Annotated in this window: 15 protein-coding genes and 2 pseudogenes; 12 read left to right on the plus strand and 5 right to left on the minus strand. The window is 36.4% G+C overall.

Translation table 11 applies throughout. From position 1 onward, the window contains the following. The first annotated feature begins 256 nt into the window (after positions 1-256). The 6 genes and pseudogenes from NST97_RS18475 to NST97_RS18500 all read left to right on the plus strand — a co-directional run. Entirely contained in the window at positions 257-661 is a 405-nt protein-coding gene (locus NST97_RS18475) for a restriction endonuclease subunit S (protein WP_341343583.1), read from the plus strand. A 549-nt stretch (positions 662-1,210) separates the two neighbouring features. Continuing rightward, the gene (locus NST97_RS18480) at positions 1,211-1,792 is read left to right on the plus strand and encodes a hypothetical protein (protein ID WP_341343584.1); all 582 of its coding nucleotides are present in this window, start codon (positions 1,211-1,213) and stop codon (positions 1,790-1,792) included. A gap of 1 nt (position 1,793) precedes the next feature. Further along, on the plus strand, positions 1,794-2,237 hold the full coding sequence (locus NST97_RS18485; protein WP_341343585.1) for a hypothetical protein: 444 nt from the start codon (positions 1,794-1,796) through the stop codon (positions 2,235-2,237). A 23-nt stretch (positions 2,238-2,260) separates the two neighbouring features. Further along, complete coding sequence (locus NST97_RS18490; protein ID WP_341343586.1) at positions 2,261-3,613, plus strand: hypothetical protein; 1,353 nt, start codon at positions 2,261-2,263, stop codon at positions 3,611-3,613. Then, positions 3,606-4,937, plus strand: coding sequence for a hypothetical protein (locus NST97_RS18495; RefSeq protein ID WP_341343587.1), 1,332 nt, complete (start codon positions 3,606-3,608; stop codon positions 4,935-4,937). Before NST97_RS18490 ends, NST97_RS18495 begins: the two co-directional genes overlap by 8 nt. Before the next feature lie 641 nt (positions 4,938-5,578). Next, positions 5,579-5,839: pseudogene (locus NST97_RS18500) on the plus strand (transposase family protein); the annotation flags it as partial. Positions 5,840-5,940: 101 nt separating this feature from the next. Here NST97_RS18500 and tnpC read toward each other — a convergent pair. From tnpC to tnpA, 3 genes are all read right to left on the minus strand, one after another. Further along, entirely contained in the window at positions 5,941-7,518 is a 1,578-nt protein-coding gene (gene tnpC, locus NST97_RS18505) for an IS66 family transposase (RefSeq protein ID WP_094245431.1), read from the minus strand. A gap of 61 nt (positions 7,519-7,579) precedes the next feature. Then, positions 7,580-7,936 carry an IS66 family insertion sequence element accessory protein TnpB gene (gene tnpB / locus NST97_RS18510; RefSeq protein ID WP_003352857.1) on the minus strand — a complete coding sequence of 119 codons (357 nt, stop codon included), beginning with the start codon at positions 7,934-7,936 and terminating at the stop codon, positions 7,580-7,582. Beyond that, on the minus strand, positions 7,930-8,250 hold the full coding sequence (gene tnpA / locus NST97_RS18515; protein ID WP_003352856.1) for an IS66 family insertion sequence element accessory protein TnpA: 321 nt from the start codon (positions 8,248-8,250) through the stop codon (positions 7,930-7,932). Before tnpA ends, tnpB begins: the two co-directional genes overlap by 7 nt. Positions 8,251-8,641: 391 nt before the next feature. Between tnpA and NST97_RS18520 the strand changes: the two genes are divergently transcribed. Further along, positions 8,642-9,810, plus strand: a protein-coding gene (locus NST97_RS18520) for an IS3 family transposase (RefSeq protein ID WP_341343588.1) whose coding sequence is annotated in 2 segments (ribosomal slippage) — positions 8,642-8,909 and positions 8,909-9,810 — 1,170 coding nt in all. Because the reading frame shifts where the segments join, the coding sequence is not laid out codon by codon here. 178 nt (positions 9,811-9,988) lie between these two features. Here the strand turns inward: NST97_RS18520 and NST97_RS18525 are convergent. Continuing rightward, positions 9,989-10,522: a hypothetical protein gene (locus NST97_RS18525; protein ID WP_066249858.1), complete on the minus strand. Its 534-nt coding sequence runs from the start codon at positions 10,520-10,522 to the stop codon at positions 9,989-9,991. 12 nt (positions 10,523-10,534) lie between these two features. Continuing rightward, on the minus strand, positions 10,535-12,139 hold the full coding sequence (locus tag NST97_RS18530; protein ID WP_341343589.1) for a hypothetical protein: 1,605 nt from the start codon (positions 12,137-12,139) through the stop codon (positions 10,535-10,537). Between the two features lie 417 nt (positions 12,140-12,556). Between NST97_RS18530 and NST97_RS18535 the strand changes: the two genes are divergently transcribed. From NST97_RS18535 to NST97_RS19405, 5 genes and pseudogenes are all read left to right on the plus strand, one after another. Next, positions 12,557-13,042 (plus strand): PTS sugar transporter subunit IIA, encoded by a 486-nt coding sequence (locus NST97_RS18535; RefSeq protein ID WP_063386461.1) that lies wholly within the window; start codon positions 12,557-12,559, stop codon positions 13,040-13,042. 35 nt (positions 13,043-13,077) lie between these two features. Further along, positions 13,078-14,493, plus strand: coding sequence for a PTS system trehalose-specific EIIBC component (gene treP / locus NST97_RS18540; RefSeq protein ID WP_341343590.1), 1,416 nt, complete (start codon positions 13,078-13,080; stop codon positions 14,491-14,493). A 117-nt stretch (positions 14,494-14,610) separates the two neighbouring features. Continuing rightward, entirely contained in the window at positions 14,611-16,296 is a 1,686-nt protein-coding gene (treC, locus tag NST97_RS18545; RefSeq protein ID WP_339194799.1) for an alpha,alpha-phosphotrehalase, read from the plus strand. A gap of 23 nt (positions 16,297-16,319) precedes the next feature. Beyond that, positions 16,320-17,066 carry a trehalose operon repressor gene (gene treR / locus NST97_RS18550; RefSeq protein WP_063386458.1) on the plus strand — a complete coding sequence of 249 codons (747 nt, stop codon included), beginning with the start codon at positions 16,320-16,322 and terminating at the stop codon, positions 17,064-17,066. A 174-nt stretch (positions 17,067-17,240) separates the two neighbouring features. Next, positions 17,241-18,263: pseudogene (locus NST97_RS19405) on the plus strand (ISL3 family transposase); the annotation flags it as partial. Between the last annotated feature and the right edge of the window lie 68 nt (positions 18,264-18,331).

Below are 18,331 nucleotides of genomic sequence, written 5' to 3' on the forward strand. Positions count from 1 at the left end.
ACCCCAGAATGTGCAGAGTATTTTATCGAAAAACTTAAGAAAGATCAAATTAATACAATTGTTGTACATGATATTGAAATATTAAATAGAGACATCATTGGTGTGTTCATACAAATTCGGTTTAAAGACGATGATGGACAAGAATTCCCAAATTGGAAGTATGATACACTAGGGAAGTTTGCTAATAAAATTACTAAAAAGAACAAGAATGGTAAAATCGCTAATGTTATCTCCAATTCTGCTAAAGAAGGTCTAATTGCTCAAAGGGACTATTTTGATAAAGATATTGCTAACATTGATAATATTGAGTGGATATTATGTATTAGAACAAGGGGATTTTGTTTATAATCCAAGAAAATCTACAGATGCTCCTTACGAGCCAATAAATAAGTATTTGTTTAAAGATAAAGGTGTTGTTTCCCCACTTTATTTATGCTTTAAAGTTTCTAAATCGATAGATAGCGATTTTCTTGCCTATTATTTTAAAAGTGATAGATGGTATCGCTTCATTTATGAGAATAGCGATCAAGGAGCAAGGCATGACCGTGTTAGCATAAAAGATTCGGATTTTTTCAAGATGACTATCCCTATACCTGAAATTAAAGAACAACAAAAAATAGCAAACTTCTTTAGAAGCTTGGACAAAAAAAATTCAGAGTGAACAAACAAAATTAAATACACTAACAGAATGGAAAAATGGGCTTCTTCAAAAAATGTTTGTGTAAAGTACTTTGTATGGACTAATTAGTAAAAATAAAATAGTTAAGTACAATAAAAAAGTGGGTAGAGGTTAACAATTGATTTTGATTCTACCCTCATTCTTTATTTTATCCTGTTCAACTTTACGGTGAGGAGATTAATGAATCACATCAAATTATTATTGTCAGTTCTGAATTAGATTTTGGAACTAAGCGTATCATTAATTATTTGTTCTTCAAATTTTGATTTACCTAAAAATGTAAATTATTGGTATTTTAAAAGGGAACAGGAGCTTATTACATAAAGTTGGCTTATTGATCTAACTGTAGTGGAATTTTGATCCTTATGCTCAAAAAACTAAAAACAAATTAATAAAAGGATCCGGGTACAGAAACCTTAAATAATTATTAAATATTAAAATTCCTTTTGGTTATAATTTGTATATATTATACTTAAGTTAAGTAACGCTTGAATACACTTCGGTTATTTCGGTTATTAAGGAGTGAAATAAATGACCCAAAGTAAGATTAGTGGGGCTGATTATCTTCTGCTTTTATTTTATGTAAAGGGAAGCACAGGAATTATTGGAGAACCAATTGAAGGTAGAACAAGAATTACTAAAATGATGTTTATTTTTAATAAGGAAATATTCGGTAAATTAAAGTTAAACAAATTTTCATCTGAGGAAGACTTACCTAAATTTGAAGCGTATCATTATGGCCCATTCTCATATGATGTTCATGAACAATTAGACTTATTTACAAATATTGGTTTTATTGAAGAAAAAACAAAAGTTATTAGAAAAAATGACGAATTAGATTATGATAGTGATTTAAAGTCGATTGATGAAAACGAGAGCTTGTTTGAAGAGCAACTTCCCACTGTTTCTGAATATCGTTTAACACCTTTAGGCATAAAATATGTAGAAAACGAAATTATCCCCAACCTAGAAAATAAAGAACAGGTAATTTTATTTCTTGAACAATTTAAAAAACAAATTAACACAACGGATCTTCGAAGTATCTTGAGTTATGTTTATAATAAATATCCTGAATACGCCTCTAAGTCGAAAATTAGAGAGAAGGTGAAGTAAATTGGTTAATTTACTTTTGCCGAATCAAAAGATTACCGAAAAGCATCAAGTAGAGTTATCAGAACAAATTTTTTCTAAGGGGAACTGGAAAATACACAAGGAAGTTCCTCTTTTTTCTTCATCAATCGACATGGTTTTGATTGATGAAAATAAAAATGTTATTGCAATTGAATTCAAATTAAAGAATTGGAAGCGAGCAATTAGCCAAGTAAAAAAGCATTGTATCGCAGTAGATTATATGTATATATGCATATTAAAACCAAAAAATAAAGAAACTCAACATAATATTGAATCAGTATGTAAAAAGGAAGGAACCGGGCTATACTATTTTTATTTTGATGAAGAACAAAATCCATGCTTATTAGAAGCTGTTAAACCACAAAAATCTAAGTATGTTTGGCAAAAGCAAAGAGAAAATTTATTAAGTACATTGTTATTAAATTAAGTGGATAGTGGGGAGGGTATGTTATGGATAAAAAAAAATACGCTAAAATGATTAGATATGGCACTGTAGCAGAACAAAAATACATTGATGAATTTAAAGATGATTTTGATATTTTGGTTATAAATGGTAATATGATATCGCACGCATCAAATGCAATTTCTAAATTTGTAGCAACTAGAAAATTTAGTTATATTATAGATCCTTTAACCCACTCTTTACAACACGACATCCAATTTTTAAAGGGTAACAATGGAAAAATTAAATCTTCTATTGTTAAAATGATTGATAATTTCTCCGAATTTGTCAAAAGAAAGATATTAGATGAAGAAAAGGTATTAGTACCATCAGATTTTGAATGTGAAAAGCTTAGAAAAGACTTTGCACTAAAAGTTCTCAATTTCCAAAGAAATCATGTAATTAATAATTCAAAAGAAAAAGACTACTTTAAATATCTTCAATATACTAATATTACTTTTGAACCTAAATGGCTAGTTATACCATATTTTATGATGAACACAAAGAATTATAAAAAATGGTTAGAAATTAATTTAAGTATGGTAAAGCATTCTCTAGATGAATATGAATCTGAAAAATTAGCCGTTCAATTAGTTATTGAAAAGGATATTTTAGAGGATTCAAGTTTTATAGATGATATTGTTGAAAAATACACATTTTATGACATAAAAACTTTATTACTATGGATTGATGATTTTTCCGCATTTGAGGCTTCAAAATTATTGTTAAAGAATTTTTGTAAGTTAGTTAAAGGTTTTTCCGATAAAGAAATTAAAGTCTATAACTTGTATGGAGACTATTTTTCAGTACTGCTTTGTCATCAAAATTCAAAAGCAAAGCTATCAGGTGTGTGTCATGGAATTGAATACGGTGAAAAAAGAGCTATCGTTCCAGTCGGTGGAGGCATACCTGTTAATAAATATTATTTATATCCTATACACCAAAGAATAGAATTTGGACGAGTTGCAACTTTGTTAACAATAATGGGTATTCTACCTGAAGATTACGAGAGATATTATTCAGAAATTTGCGATTGTAAACAATGTAAAGAAGTTATAGCAGCTAATTTAGATAACTTTTCACAATATGGAGGTTCCAAATCTATTGATATAGAGAGGAAAACTGGTGCTACCGTATCTAGGCAATATCCTACTGCCGAAGCAAAAAGACTATGTATTAGACATTTCTTATTTAATAAATTAAAGGAATGGGATTCAATCAATAAATATGAAATTTTAGATTTAGTCGATCAATCTATAAAAGCTAGCGAAGAATACTCTCAAGTATTAGGATATAACAATGTAGCGACCTTCGAAACTTGGCGTGATATTTTTATTAGTATGGGTGAAGAACATGAGTAAGACGGTCTTTGTATTGGGGGCTGGCTCTTCTGTTTTAGCAAAACTCCCATCTCAAGCAGATATTTTAAAAAACATTTTTATGAAAGATGATGTCGATTTTACTAGTGGGTATAATTCAACATTGTTAAAAACTGAAGAGAGATATAGGCAGGCAAGGAAAAATATTGCGGAGTTTATTGTTAGGTTATTTTCTAATAAAACATATTTGGATTTTATAAACGATGAGGGATTTAAGAAGGAATTTCAATCATACTCCGATGATGAGAAATTTGAAACTATAGAACAGCTCAAGAGAAGGAGTGATTTTTTAGAAAATATATATAGTTATTTATCTGAACATAAGGGATATATAGCACTCGAAGATATTTTTACAATACTGGATAAGGCCTTTGTTTCCAATGAACATATTCAAGGATATGATACCTCAAAAATTATACAACTTCGTGAAGATTTTGTACTTTGTATAATTAGGCTTTTTGTTAAGTCAAGTCTTAGTTATGAGTTTAATGATGATACTTATATTAATTTTTTACGAAAGTTAATGGATAGAAGGATTGATAGTGGACAACAAGGAGATCCTTTATCCATTATCACCCTTAACTGGGACTTTATTATTGATAAATACTTTTACGAAATTACCAAGCGTGATGATAAGTATAATAAGCTCCGACTTGATTATTGTGTATATGATCATAACTATCATTATTATTTTGATAGCAAATCTGAAGAGAATATTCCTTCAACAATTTTAAAAAGACAAGGTTTCTTCAACTTAAAGCTTTTAAAATTACATGGAGCAATGAACTGGCTTTTGTGCAAGAATTGTCAACGGCTTTACTATTCTCAAAGAGACTATATAGCTATTAAAGAATTTTATAATAAGAACTATCCGGAATGTCCATTTTGTAAGGAAAATTATCATTCTGTTGGTGATCGCAATCAAATTAAGTTAAAGAGTGAGTTAATAACACCTACACTATTGAAGAATTTAGAAAGTGTAACATTTAAAAATATTTGGAAAAATGCTTTTGTGGAGCTCTCGGAAGCAGAACGGGTAGTGTTTATTGGATACTCCCTTCCGCAAGCTGACTTTGAATTTAGATATATGCTAAAAAAAGCAATTAGACCATCAACTAAAGTAGATGTGGTTCTTTATCATAATGATGATCCGAATAGATTAAGAAATATGCTACAACAAGGTGAATACTTAGAAAAATACTTCTTAGGTTCTTTAGCTGAAACAAGATATAAATCCTTTTTTGGAAAAGATGATATTAATTTTTATTATGAGGGAATGGCTGATTATGTTAATAATCATCTTTAATTTCTACATATATTACCGTACTACTTTCAAGTGGTACAGTATTTTTGTGAAAACTTAGTAAAATCTTATGTAATTAAATGAAGACCCCAGCATAAGCTTTATTGCAGGTAGAGAGTTTTGTTGGTAGTGTTTTATTGGAATCGAGAATACAAAATTTTATTAAAAAAAGATTAGAACATATTTTTAACGATATAGAAGGAATACCAACGGATATTTTTACCCATTATACTTTCCAAAATTATGCGAATAAAGATGCACAGAGGATATACAACTTAAAATATTTATATGCATATCTGCTAGAGTATTACGAAATATTTCAGCATCTTATTGAATTAAATTATATAAAGAGACCTTATAAAGTACTTTCCTTAGGAACGGGTAGCGGACTTGAATTTATGGATAGTATTTGCACTACTGAAAAAGTTAGGAATAAATAAGCTAAAAAGTGACGATTTACATTTTACTGGAATTAATAAGGTGGACTGGATTTATCGAGATGATCTACGAAATAAAAACTATTCTTTCATTAAAAAAGAAATGATTCATCACCACTTTTTGTGATTTTGTCAAAAAAGAAGAAAACACTTACGAAAACCTGTCAATAATGTTAGCTACCACACAAACATAAGGAGGTTTCGTAAGTGCTTTCTATATCACTAGAATTGCCAGAATTTGAAGTGATTAAACAACTTTCTTTCTCCAATCAATATTTTGTTCATGTTCAAAAAAAGTGTCATGAGGAACGTTGTCCTTATTGTGGATGTATGACTTCTTATGTCCATGACAGGAGGACAAGAAAGGTTCGTGATCTCCCTATTCTCAATCATTCTGTGTGTTTATTTGTGCTGGTCAAACGATATCAATGCCAAAATTGTCAATCGGTATTCTCGGAGCCTTATCAGTAAGCTGAAGAAGGAGACGGTCTGATTGACATTTAAATCCAGCTAACATGATGGTAAGCGTAAAATAATCCCCACCTTTTAATGATAGGGATTAAATACTATTATTGTGATAAGTTATTAAAAACCCGACAATTCAAAGGAATTGTTTTGGACCAAGGAAGTAGTTGATCAAGCTCATCCATATTGCTTATATCCATATTGGGAAGCCTTTCAAATAAGTAGCGAAGATAATAAAATGGATTTAATTTATTCTCTTTTGCTGTCTCCACAATACTGTAAATGATTGAGCTGGCCTTAGCTCCTTTCGGAGTATTGCTAAAAATCCAGTTCTTCCTTCCGATCACAAATGGTTTAATGGATCGTTCACTTCGATTATTATCGATTTCTAATCGTCCATCCTCTAAAAATGCCACGAGTTTTTCCCATTGGTTGAGGCAGTATGTAATGGCTTGACCTAATAGACTCTTTGGTAAAACATTGCTTTTCTCTGTTTTTAGCCATGCTGAAAAAGCCTCCAACAATGGTTGGCTGTGTTTAAGTCGTTTTTTATATCGTTCTTCTGGTGTACATTCTTTCAAATCACGCTCGATGGCAAATAGCTGATTACAGAAATTGAGTCCTTCCCGAGCTGTGACTGCTGAATGACGTTTGGATTCAGGAAGTACGTTTAAAGCCTCATCGAACTTTCTGCGGGCATGAGCCCAACATCCAACTAATGTTACGCCGGATACCTTATGGTATCCTGCATATCCATCGACATGCAGGTATCCTTTAAACCCTTTTAGGAATTCTTTGGCATGTTCTCCTGCTCTAGTTTCCTGATAGTCATAAAGGACAAGTGGTGGATCCTCTCTTCCAGTCCGATAAAGCCACATGTAAGATTTCGATGTGCTTGACCTTCCAGGTTCATGTAAAACCTGAACAGTTGTTTCATCCGCATGTAGAATGTCTTTAGAGAGGAGATGCTCTTTCATTCGTTGATAAATTGGCGCAAGCCATTTTTCGGCACCATAAAGCATCCAATTGGCCATGGTTTGCCTGGATAAGATCACACCTAATCGTTTGAACTGTTGTTCTTGGCGATATAGAGGTAGCCCCTCTACATATTTTTGATTCATAATATATGCCATGCTTGACGGTGAAGCTAAACTTTTTGGATACACAGATTTTGGGGCAGGTGCTGTAACGATTGGTGTCTCTATTTCATTACGCTCACAATGACGGCATCCATAGACATATCGAACGTGTTTTAAAACTTTGACTTGAGCCGGAATAATCACTAATTCTTGTCGTACTTCTGTGCTCATTTCGTGTGTTTTTTCACCGCAACACGAACAGACCTGCTCTTCTTCGGGTAAACGATATTCAATCGTTTCCATAGGCAGGTTTTCAAACGTAGCTTGACGTTGACCACGTTTCTTTTTACGACGATATGTAATTGTTTCAACAGTTGGCTCTTCGGCTTTTACATTAGACTCTACCTCTGCTTCATTGAATAAAGGTAGTTCTAATTGATTAGGATTTGTTTTTTCGCTTGAAGAGCCAAATTTTCGTTTTTGACTAAGACGATACTGTTCTTCATACCATTGTAATTTCGCCGTCAATTCAACGATTTGCTGTTGAAGTTTTTCAATTAATTCAAATGGGTTTTGGTTAGGATTCTTTAAATTTTTCATCATGTAGTAATAATTCGACGGTTTTAGCTATTTTCCTCCAAGGTTTTTGTTAAAAGTAAAAAATTCATATAACTGTTCTAGCCTTTACTTCTGGGTGTGCTTTCTTTTGCTCCATTGCAAGACCATCCAATAACCAGCGTAATTGCCGATAACTAATTTGTATCGTTCCAGTGTCATTTTCATTTGGCCATTGAAATTTTCCTTTTTCCAATCGACGATAATAAAGCCAAAAACCATTATAGTCCCAGTGAAGAATTTTTAATTTATCTCGCTTTCGATTACAGAACACAAAATAGCTTGATGAAAAGGGATCTAAATCAAATCCCTCTTTCACCAAAGCAGCTAATCCATCAATGGATTTTCTCAAATCAGTACTTCCTTTTGCCAAGTAAACTCGTTCAGCTCTTGTACCAACTAACATGTTGATTTCAACGTCCTAACCACTTCTGAAAGAAAGGCCGGATCGAAACCAGGTTTTACTTCAATTGAAATCCCACTAATTTCAATCCGTAATGAATTTTCAACTGTTTGTGAATGATCTTCTAGGGTAACGGATGCCCATTTTGTAGACTTTCCTTGATTTTTTATTGGATTTTCAATTTTTCTTAACCAGTATTTAAACTGGTGAATACTCCATTGATTTTCCTTGCACCAGTTTACTTGAGTTTGACCGCTTTTACGATAGTCAGCGATTCGTTGTTCCCAAACCTTTCGTAATTCAGGATTCTTAGGCATAAAAAAACCTCCTTCAATTTCATCTTGAGGAGATTATCTCATGAAATTAGCACATCAAGAAGGTGTGCAAGATTTGACGCTTACCTATAATTTGAATCTTTAAATGTAGTAGCAATACTCGAAGGTAAAGGCATTTTTTCAATTTCCTCTACCTGATTGTCAATACGAGTTGAGTAATCTTTTCCTTTTTCAACTGTTTTTTTACCAGTACCCTTAGGAAATTATAAAAATGTACTTTATAAATGGGCGGCAGTTTCACTAACCATCACCCATTATATCAACTGACTTTCCGTTCAGGCATGATATAAGCGTGATGTTAGTCTAAAAATTGGACACGGAGAACAGGGAGATTATAATAAACTTAATTACAATAGGTTCGAGGTGTTCAATCATGAAAAAGAGAACATTTGATCAAGAATACAAGATTCAAGCTGTTGAGTTATGCTTGGAGGGGGACAAGTCCATCGCTCAAGTGGCAAAAGAACTAGGTTTGGCTTACAACACTCTTCACCGTTGGGTTAAAGAATACAAAGAAAGCGACGGAAAGAGTTTTGTGGGTTCAGGCCATATCAAGCCGCAAAATCAAGAAATCATTGAATTACGCCGTCGTAATCAAGAATTGGAGGAGGAATTAGCGATCCTAAAAAAGGCGCTAGGCATCTTCACCAGAAACCAGAAGTAATTTACGCGTTCATTTTTCAACGCCATAATGAATTTCTTGTTGTGAAGATGTGCCAAGTTTTCGGTGTTTCAAGAAGTGGGTATTACGACTGGCTCAAGCGTGTGAAAAGTAAACAGAAAGAACGAAAAGAACAACTCACTCAACAAATTCGAAATGAGTATCTAAAGTCCCGTAAGATTTACGGAAGCCCAAAAATTACGCAAGAACTACACAAACAAGGGATTCGTGTGTCTCAAAAGACGGTCGCTCGCATCATGAGCGAAGAAGGATTGAGATCCATTACGGTACGTAAATACAAGGCAACGACGAATAGTAATCATCCTTACAACGTGTATGTGAATCTGTTAGAACAGAACTTCCAAGCAACGGCTCCAAATGAAGTATGGATGGCCGATATCACGTACATTCCTACTGATGAAGGATGGTTGTATTTAGCGAGCATCATGGATTTATATACCCGTAAAATCGTAGGATGGTATATCGATAACCAAATGACGAAAGAGTTAGTCATTAAAGCGTTACAACGGGCTCTAAACAGCGAAAAACCAACGGGACGAGTGATTCATCATTCGGATCGTGGAAGCCAGTATGCTTCAAATGACTATCAGCAGCTCTTACAGGAACACCATTTTCAAGTGAGCATGTCGAGACGTGGGAACTGTTACGATAACGCTTGTATCGAGTCGTTTCATAGCTTAATCAAGAAAGAATGTATCTATCCGAATCGATTCCGTACGCGAAAAGAAGCGAAACAAGCCATTTTTGAGTACATCGAATGTTTCTACAACCGTAAGAGAAGTCATTCCGCTCTTGAATATGTATCGCCATGTGAATTTGAAGCTGCTTACTACGCTAATCAGAGAAAGGTAGCTGTATAAATTCAGCTATTTCTCTCTGTTTAACGTGTCCGTTTTCTTGACATAACACCACATAGAGTTTAAAATTTACTTTATCTTTTAAAAACTCCAAAACTAATGCTCTCATTGTCTTCGTTGTTCAAATAATCTACAACCATTAAAGTCTCTTGCTTAATGCCAATCCAAGTATAATTTCTTTTTAATAACTATCTTCAAATAGGCAATGAAATACTGTTACCTTTTCCTCTCTAAGTTCTAACGAAATATTAGGTACTTCTATTTCTAATAAGCTTTTTTCAAGAACTTCTATCCCCTCATTCTCTAATAATTTCAAAATATCTTTGCCGATTCGTTCTGTTTCTTCATCGAATGGCTGGTATTGTTCTTGCATTTCAATCTCTCCATCAACATATTCATACCTAACATATTTTATTGCTGCGAATGGAGCAATTGCCGAAATATAAACCAATAATCCGTTTAAATAAGTGTGTTCTCTGATATATGCTCTAAATTCATCCGTACCAATTTTTATCTTAGGATGGATCGAAGGCATAATATATAATGTGAAACATTTTGAATAATTAAAATCTGTTAAATTCTCAACGTTTATTCCTTTTATTTCATGAGTGATTTTATTAGCCCAAACATTAGTATCGACATAATTCAATAAAACATATCCAAAATCACCATGGTGATATAATTGTTCAATTGTATTTAATACATTTTGTTTCATGATATACCTCCGTTATTTTACTGGGTAACCATGGATGTTTCCTTTTTTATCCATATGAACTTTTACTCTAGTTTCTCCATTCACCCCAATTGGTTTGTGAAAGTCATAAATTTTAACACTACCATCTGGCTTAACTACAGTTCCCTTTACCCATGCTTCTTGAGTCAATTTAACTCCATCTTCTCCTTCTGGCCATTGAGTTTTCTTACCAGGCATACTATTAGGATGACCTAAAACATGCTTTCCTTGCTTACCAGCATCTACTTTTGGTGCTCCCGGAACGCCTGCATCCACCGTCCCTTGGCTTGGTAGCTTAACAGTTTTACCCGTACCCTTAGTGCCAAGTTCAACGCCATCGTTGCCTGCTTTACTTCCGCCTAAATTTACCCCCGTCTTCTCACTTAGATAAGCTCGAACTTTATTCTCCAATCCTTTGGTGTTTTCGGGCGGAACCTTAACATTCCCAACCCCTTCTATGGCCAATCCCATTTGCCGGCTTGGCAGGAGGTGTCTTAAGTTTGTTGCGGCGTTGTCTACGAACCGACCGACTTGCAACGAACCTTTTCTCGCACCGGTTTTTAAATGCTGCGGCATTTCTTTCGTCCATGCCTTGGCACTCCTGATGCGGGCCAATATGCTGTTTTCCGCATGGACAACCAGGTCGCAGGCACGTTGTGATTTCTGGTGCAATCCAGCTTTCAAGCTTGTAAATAGCTTGGGATCCATGGCTTCTCGTAGAGGTGCGAACCGGGCGGCGCTGCTGAATTTAGAAAGCGCGTTGACGCCAGGGACGATATCCAATGGGGCGAGGGCACTGCGGAATACTCTTTCGCCTGTTCCCAGTTTCCTCCCTGAAATCCAGTCTTTTCCGGTAACGGTCGAGCTTAATTCCAGTGTACCATAGGCCATGCCCAATGCCATCCCTGCTGGCGGACAAATAAATGAGACGCCGACAATCACGACGAGCGCCGCTATTTGCCCCCAGAATTCTTTGTTCATTTGCCCGTCTTTGATCGATTCATACTGAAAAGCATGGGAATTCAATGTCGTCTGTATATATTCTTTTTTCGAAAAGTCCTGGCGGGGGTTCAGTTCTTTCCATGAGGCGTATTCCCGTTCCATTAGCCTGGCATAGTAGTTGCTGCCGCTGAACAGATCTTCCAGTCCGACCTCGGCTTTCGGCACTTCGATCGTCTCTTGTGTGCCATAAGTTCCTGGAACGACGATTGTTTCTTTTGCGCCGATGCGGTTTTTCGTCTTGATCTCTGATATCGATAAGTCGCGCATCGCTTCGACAAAAGCATCGATATCTTGATAAAACGGCTCATCGATGGTGCGGTCGACAATATCTCCGATGCGGCCGCTAAAGCGGTGCATGACAAGAAAATCCTCATATAAGCTTTGATATTGGCTTTTGCGGTCCGTGTGGGTGAAAGAGATGACACCATCGCTATCATATTTGGCGATGTCTGATTGGGCGTCTTCCAAAAGATCACTGATATCTTTCAAATTGTCGATCATGCCTTTGCCCCATGCGCCAAGGCCGATCAGGTTGCCGATTCCTTTCTTGGTCCTTTCCCATTCTGAAGGTATATAGTTGACATTCACTGTATCCATGCCTCCGATTGAAACGAAATGGATTCCATCAAGTGGAAAAGCTTTTTGTTTCATTATAAGACAGATAAAGGAATTTTTAGTAAATAGAAATGAAAAAAGGGAATTTTAAGAAAAAACTACCAAGAGGTTTCTAGATTATTTTCTTATTTAGGTAATAGAGACCGATCATATTGTCTCGAATAAAAATGCCCTTTATGGAATATAGGATCAAAGCCGTATAAAGCAACTTTTATTATTTCCACTGTAAACTTGACAGGGGGAAGTTCAAAATTAGGAACTCTTTTATTAAATAAAGTACTTTTTCAGTGGCTATCATGAAACCGAGCCACTTTTTTATTGACGAACTTGTATATACAGGTTAAAATAAAAGCATCTTGTATATACAAGTTTTGAAAGCGGTTAAAAGGAGAGTTCACAATGTTAAAAAAATGGTTTCGAAAAAAAGAGGAAACGCTCTTAGCACCTTTAACCGGAAAAATAGTCGAGATCGAACAAGTTCCTGATCCAGCATTTTCCCAAAAGCTCATGGGGGATGGAGTGGCTATTGATCCTGCAGACGGAATTGTCGTTTCGCCGGTCAATGGGGAAGTTATTCAATTTTTCCATACGAAGCATGCGATTGGTATTCGTTCTGAGACGGGACTGGAGCTATTGATCCACATCGGTTTAGACACCGTTATGATGAACGGTGAAGGATTTGTTGGACATGTGAAGGTCGGTGACAAAGTCAAGGCGGGCGACAGTTTACTGACATTCGATCTTGCATTGATCAAAGAAAAAGCAGCAAGCACGATCACACCGATTGTCATCACCAATATGGATGCCGTTCAATCACTCGAAAAGAAGTCGCTCGAAAGCGTGCAGGCAGGAACGGATTCATTTATGGTTGTCGTAGCAAAATAACACTTGTTTTGTAAACGATTACGGGGGGGATCATCATGAATATCAGCAAACAATCAGTTGAAAAGATTGTTGAGTCTGTTGGAGGAAAAGAGAATATTGTAGCGGCAACACATTGTGTTACCCGGTTAAGATTTGCATTAAAGGATGAGGGAAAAGTAGATAAAGAGGCTTTGGAAAGCATTGATCTCGTCAAAGGCTCCTTTTCGGCAAACGGTCAATTTCAAGTCGTGATTGGACAAGGGCTTGTTGATAAAGTGTACAACGAAATGGTGGAGTTGACGGGGATTGACCGCGCGACAAAGCAAGAGATTAAAGATGCAGCGGAAGCGAAGCTAAACCCGCTTCAGCGTGCGATTAAAACATTAGCTGATATTTTTATTCCGATTTTGCCGGCGATTGTGACAGCAGGTTTGTTGATGGGAATTAATAATATCCTGACAGGCCAAGATATTTTTTATGAAGGCAAATCATTTGTGGAAGTGCATAGAGAGTGGGCCGATCTTGCCAGCATTATTAACTTAATTGCCAATACGGCGTTCGTCTTTCTGCCAGGTTTAATCGGTTGGTCAGCGGTAACGAAATTCGGCGGCAGTCCATTGCTTGGTATTGTGCTAGGCTTAATGCTTGTTCACCCAGATTTGTTAAACGCATGGGGCTGGGGAGCAGCGAAAGAAGAAGGAAACATTCCTGTATGGAATTTGTTCGGATTGGATGTTCAAAAGGTAGGATATCAGGGTCAAGTATTGCCTGTGTTAGTGGCATCGTACGTGCTGGCGAAAACAGAGCTGTTTTGGCGCAAACGAATTCCCGATGCGTTTCAGTTGCTGTTAGTCGCTCCGCTTTCACTGCTATTTACCGGTTTTTTAGCGTTTATTGCAATCGGACCGATTACATTTGCAATCGGCAACGGGATTACAAGTGTATTTGTTTCAGTGTTTCATAATGTTCCAGCAATTGGCGGGCTTCTATATGGAGCGATATATGCCCCTCTTGTTGTCACGGGGATGCATCATACGTTCTTGCCGGTTGATTTGCAGCTGATCACCAACACTGGCGGAACATTTTTATGGCCGATTCTCGTTCTTTCTAATATCGCTCAAGGTTCGGCGGCGTTAGCCATAATGTTTTTAGCAAAAGATGAAAAACTGAAAGGGCTGTCATTCACATCTGCCGTTTCAGCTTATTTGGGTATCACGGAACCAGCAATGTTTGGAGTGAATTTACGCTACCGTTATCCATTTATTTCAGCGATGATCGGAGCAGCAATTGGCGGAATGTTCATTACGCTCAATAAAGTGATCGCATTTTCTATTGGTGTTGGCGGTCTTCCTGGGTTTTTATCAATCGTTCAGCAAAAATGGGCGCCGTTTTTCATTGGAATGGCGATCGCGATTGTGCTGCCATTTGCCCTTACATTTGTGTTAGGAAAAATTCGCAAAGATCATAATTAATAGAACTGTGTTCTAAATAATAAATATGAATAATCAAAGATTCATACCATTGGTGAATGACCGCCAATGGTATCGTTTTTCCCGATAGTCTCAATATTATAAACGAGGTGATATTCATTGAAGCAGCCATGGTGGAAAAAAGCCGTTGTTTATCAAATTTATCCGAAAAGCTTTAAAGACACGACGGGAAATGGAATAGGAGATTTGCAAGGGATTATCGAGAAATTAGACTATTTAAAGACATTAGGGATTGACGTCATTTGGCTGACGCCTATTTATGCTTCGCCGCAGCGAGATAACGGCTATGATATTAGTGATTATTTTAGCATTCATCAAGATTATGGAACAATGGAGGATTTCGAGCGTTTGCTTGCTGAAGCCCATCAGCGCGGTATCAAAGTGATAATGGACATGGTCGTAAACCATACCTCGACCGATCATGAGTGGTTTCAGCAGGCACGTTCGTCAAAAGAAAACCGCTACCGCCATTTTTATATTTGGAAGGATGCCAAACCAGACGGCAGTGCCCCAACAAACTGGAAATCCAAATTTGGCGGATCGGCTTGGGAGTATGATGAGCAAACGGGACAATATTATCTGCACTTGTTTGATGTAACTCAGGCCGACTTAAATTGGGAAAATGAAGAACTGCGCAAAACGATTTATGAAATGATGCATTTTTGGTTTCAAAAGGGAATTGATGGCTTTCGCTTAGATGTCATTAATTTGATTTCGAAAGATCAACGTTTTCTCGATGATGACGAATCCCTGCCATTGGGTGACGGCCGCCGATTTTATACAGACGGTCCGCGCATCCATGAGTTTTTGCAGGAAATGAATAGGGAAGTATTTTCTAAATATGATATTATGACAGTCGGTGAGATGTCATCGACCACCATTGACCATTGCATTCAATATACTAATCCAGCACGGAACGAATTGAATATGACGTTTAACTTCCACCATTTAAAGGTAGACTACCCAAATGGTGAAAAATGGGTGGCAGCTCCATTCGATTTTCTGGCTCTAAAACGAATTTTATCTACTTGGCAAGTGGAGATGAATAAAGGCGGAGGCTGGAATGCGCTTTTCTGGTGCAACCATGACCAACCGAGAATTGTGTCGCGCTATGGCAATGATGGAGCATATCATAAAGAATCGGCGAAGATGCTGGCAACAGTTATTCATATGATGCAAGGAACACCATATATTTACCAAGGTGAAGAAATTGGCATGACCAACCCGAAGTTTGAGCGAATTGAAGAATACCGTGATGTGGAAACATTAAATATGTATAAAATCTTGCTTGAGCAAGGAAAAACAGAAGCAGAGGTGCTTGAAATTTTAAAATGTAAATCGCGCGATAATTCACGGACACCTATGCAATGGGACGACAGTCCGCATGCCGGATTCACAACTGGGACTCCTTGGATTCATGTCGCGCCGAATTTTAAAGAGATTAATGTGAAAAAAGCATTAGAGGATCCAACATCGATTTTTTACCATTACAAACGTTTGATTGAATTGCGAAAGAACTATGACATTATTACAACAGGAAACTATCAGCTATTGTTAGAGGATCATCCGCAAATTTTTGCTTATGTGCGCAATGGAGATGGTGAAAAGCTTCTAGTAGTGGCCAACTTTTTTGGCGACCAAACAGAATTTGTTTTGCCGAATGAGCTTGATATAAACGGATATAGAAGCCGTATCCTGCTTTCCAACTATAATGACTCTTCTGAACATGTACAAGAAATCATGTTGCGTCCATATGAAGCGATTGTGTATCATTTAACAAAATGATACTATACAATTCGGTGATGACTATGAAGGAAAATAAATTTATGGCGATTTACAACGACCTTTTGCTTCATATTCGCAAAGGCATTTTTCAGCCGAACGAAAAGCTGCCTTCTGAAAATGAATTGTCCCAGCGGTATCAAACATCGCGTGAGACGATTCGCAAAGCGCTCAATCTTTTATCAGAGCATGGCTATATTCAAAAAATAAAAGGAAAAGGTTCGATTGTGTTAGATGTAGGAAAATATGATTTTCCTGTCTCTGGACTTGTCAGCTTTAAAGAATTGGCTCAAAAAATGAACAAGCCGGCAAGAACGATCGTACATGAACTGGAATTGATCGAGCCTGATGAATATATTAAAAGACAATTGGAAACCGAAAATAAGGAAAAAGTTTGGAAAGTGATTCGTGCTAGGGAAATAGAAGAAGAGAAAATTATTTTAGACAAGGACTTTCTTTGCCAAAAATTCGTTCCAACATTGACGCGCGGCATTTGTGAAAATTCGATTTATGAATATATCGAAAATGAATTAAAGCTTCGCATTAGCTTTGCGAAAAAAGAAATGTTTGTCGACCGAGTGACAGCTGAGGATCAAAAATATATGGATTTAAACGGCTACGAGCATGTAGTAGTGGTGAAAAATTTTGTCTACTTAGAAGATGCGAGCTTGTTTCAGTATACCGAATCGAGACATCGGCTCGATAAATTTCGGTTTGTTGATTTTGCGCGGCGTACTCATCACCCGGGGATGTCCGATAAGTCCTTAAAATGAAGCCAGTGGAGAAAAACGAGTTGTTTTTCTCCACTCAGCTTGTAGACTTTGTTGACAAGCTGACCTTGAAAGAGTGTCGAACACTCATTCAAGGTGTTTATAATTACTTATATTGCACGGCTCCTAGAAATCAAAACTGATTTTTTCATTGATATTTCCATTATATTGAAAGTTCTTCCTATTCTCAATCATTCTGTGTGTTTATTGTGCTGGTCAAACGATATCAATGCCAAAATTGTTAATCGGTATTCTCGGAGCCTTATGAGTCGATTCAACCTAATAAACACCAAACGAATAGGTATCGTGAATACTTGTTTGAATTATGTCAGGATACAACTATACAAGATGTAAGTCGAAAACAAAAGATTCCGTATTCGACCTTAGAGAGAATGTACTACTCGGTCGCTCAAGAAAAAGCTGCCCTTCATCAAAAACAAATTCATGAAGCTTTAGATAAGGATGAACTGGTTTTAAGTTTAGATGAGGTGTCTGTACGAAAAGGTCATCGATACGAAACCGTTTTGACAGAGGCGAAATTAGGCTGTGTCATCGGAATGCATAAAGACCGAGATTGTGATTCCACCATTCAACTATTCAATCAGAATGTCCTTTCCTCCCAAACGGTTTAAACCATCGTTTTTGACATTTGGGAGCCTTATCATAAAGCGTTCAATCCGTCTTTCCTTTAGCGACGATCGTCATTGATCAATACCAAGTTGTTCAAAAAGTCACACAAGCCTTAGACAAAGTTAGAAAAGGATTTGCAAAACTAAAAAAGCAAGATTCCTCCTGTTGAAAGGATATGAATCACTACAGGATCATCAGAAAGCACGCTTGGAAGAAATCTTAGAAGAGTACCCAGAACTTGCTTGTGCTTACGATTTAAAGGAACTATTTCGAGATTTCTATAAATTGACCGATTACAATGATGCCCATGATCTTTTAGAAGAATGGATTCAATTAGCACGGAATAGTCCTTACTAATCTTTTTATAAAGTGGCCAACACATTAGAAAAGTGGAAAGCACCCATACTCCAATATTTCTTATCTCCACACACGAATGCCCGAACAGAAGGAACCAATCATAAAATCAAACATATAAAACGGAGGGCTTATGGATATCGGAATCTAAAGCGTTTTCGACTTCGTTTATTTTTGGAATGTACAGGGAATACGAATGTTGATCAAATTGCTTAAGGGCTCTTCTTCAGCAGTTAACATGATGCAAGGTTTGTGTACAAATCACAGAAAATGGTGAAGAGACC

It is taken from the genome of Aeribacillus sp. FSL K6-1305, assembly GCF_038050115.1.
Taxonomy (GTDB): Bacteria; Bacillota; Bacilli; order Bacillales; family Aeribacillaceae; genus Aeribacillus; species Aeribacillus composti.

Coding starts and splice junctions, on each gene's coding strand:
- NST97_RS18480 (WP_341343584.1), top strand. CDS start 1,211: ATGACCCAAAGTAAGATTAGTGGGGCTGATTATCTTCTGCTTTTATTT.
- NST97_RS18490 (WP_341343586.1), top strand. CDS start 2,261: ATGGATAAAAAAAAATACGCTAAAATGATTAGATATGGCACTGTAGCA.
- NST97_RS18495 (WP_341343587.1), top strand. CDS start 3,606: ATGAGTAAGACGGTCTTTGTATTGGGGGCTGGCTCTTCTGTTTTAGCA.
- tnpC (WP_094245431.1), bottom strand. CDS start 7,518: ATGATGAAAAATTTAAAGAATCCTAACCAAAACCCATTTGAATTAATT.
- tnpB (WP_003352857.1), bottom strand. CDS start 7,936: ATGTTAGTTGGTACAAGAGCTGAACGAGTTTACTTGGCAAAAGGAAGT.
- tnpA (WP_003352856.1), bottom strand. CDS start 8,250: ATGCCTAAGAATCCTGAATTACGAAAGGTTTGGGAACAACGAATCGCT.
- NST97_RS18525 (WP_066249858.1), bottom strand. CDS start 10,522: ATGAAACAAAATGTATTAAATACAATTGAACAATTATATCACCATGGT.
- NST97_RS18530 (WP_341343589.1), bottom strand. CDS start 12,139: ATGGATACAGTGAATGTCAACTATATACCTTCAGAATGGGAAAGGACC.
- NST97_RS18535 (WP_063386461.1), top strand. CDS start 12,557: ATGTTAAAAAAATGGTTTCGAAAAAAAGAGGAAACGCTCTTAGCACCT.
- treP (WP_341343590.1), top strand. CDS start 13,078: ATGAATATCAGCAAACAATCAGTTGAAAAGATTGTTGAGTCTGTTGGA.
- treR (WP_063386458.1), top strand. CDS start 16,320: ATGAAGGAAAATAAATTTATGGCGATTTACAACGACCTTTTGCTTCAT.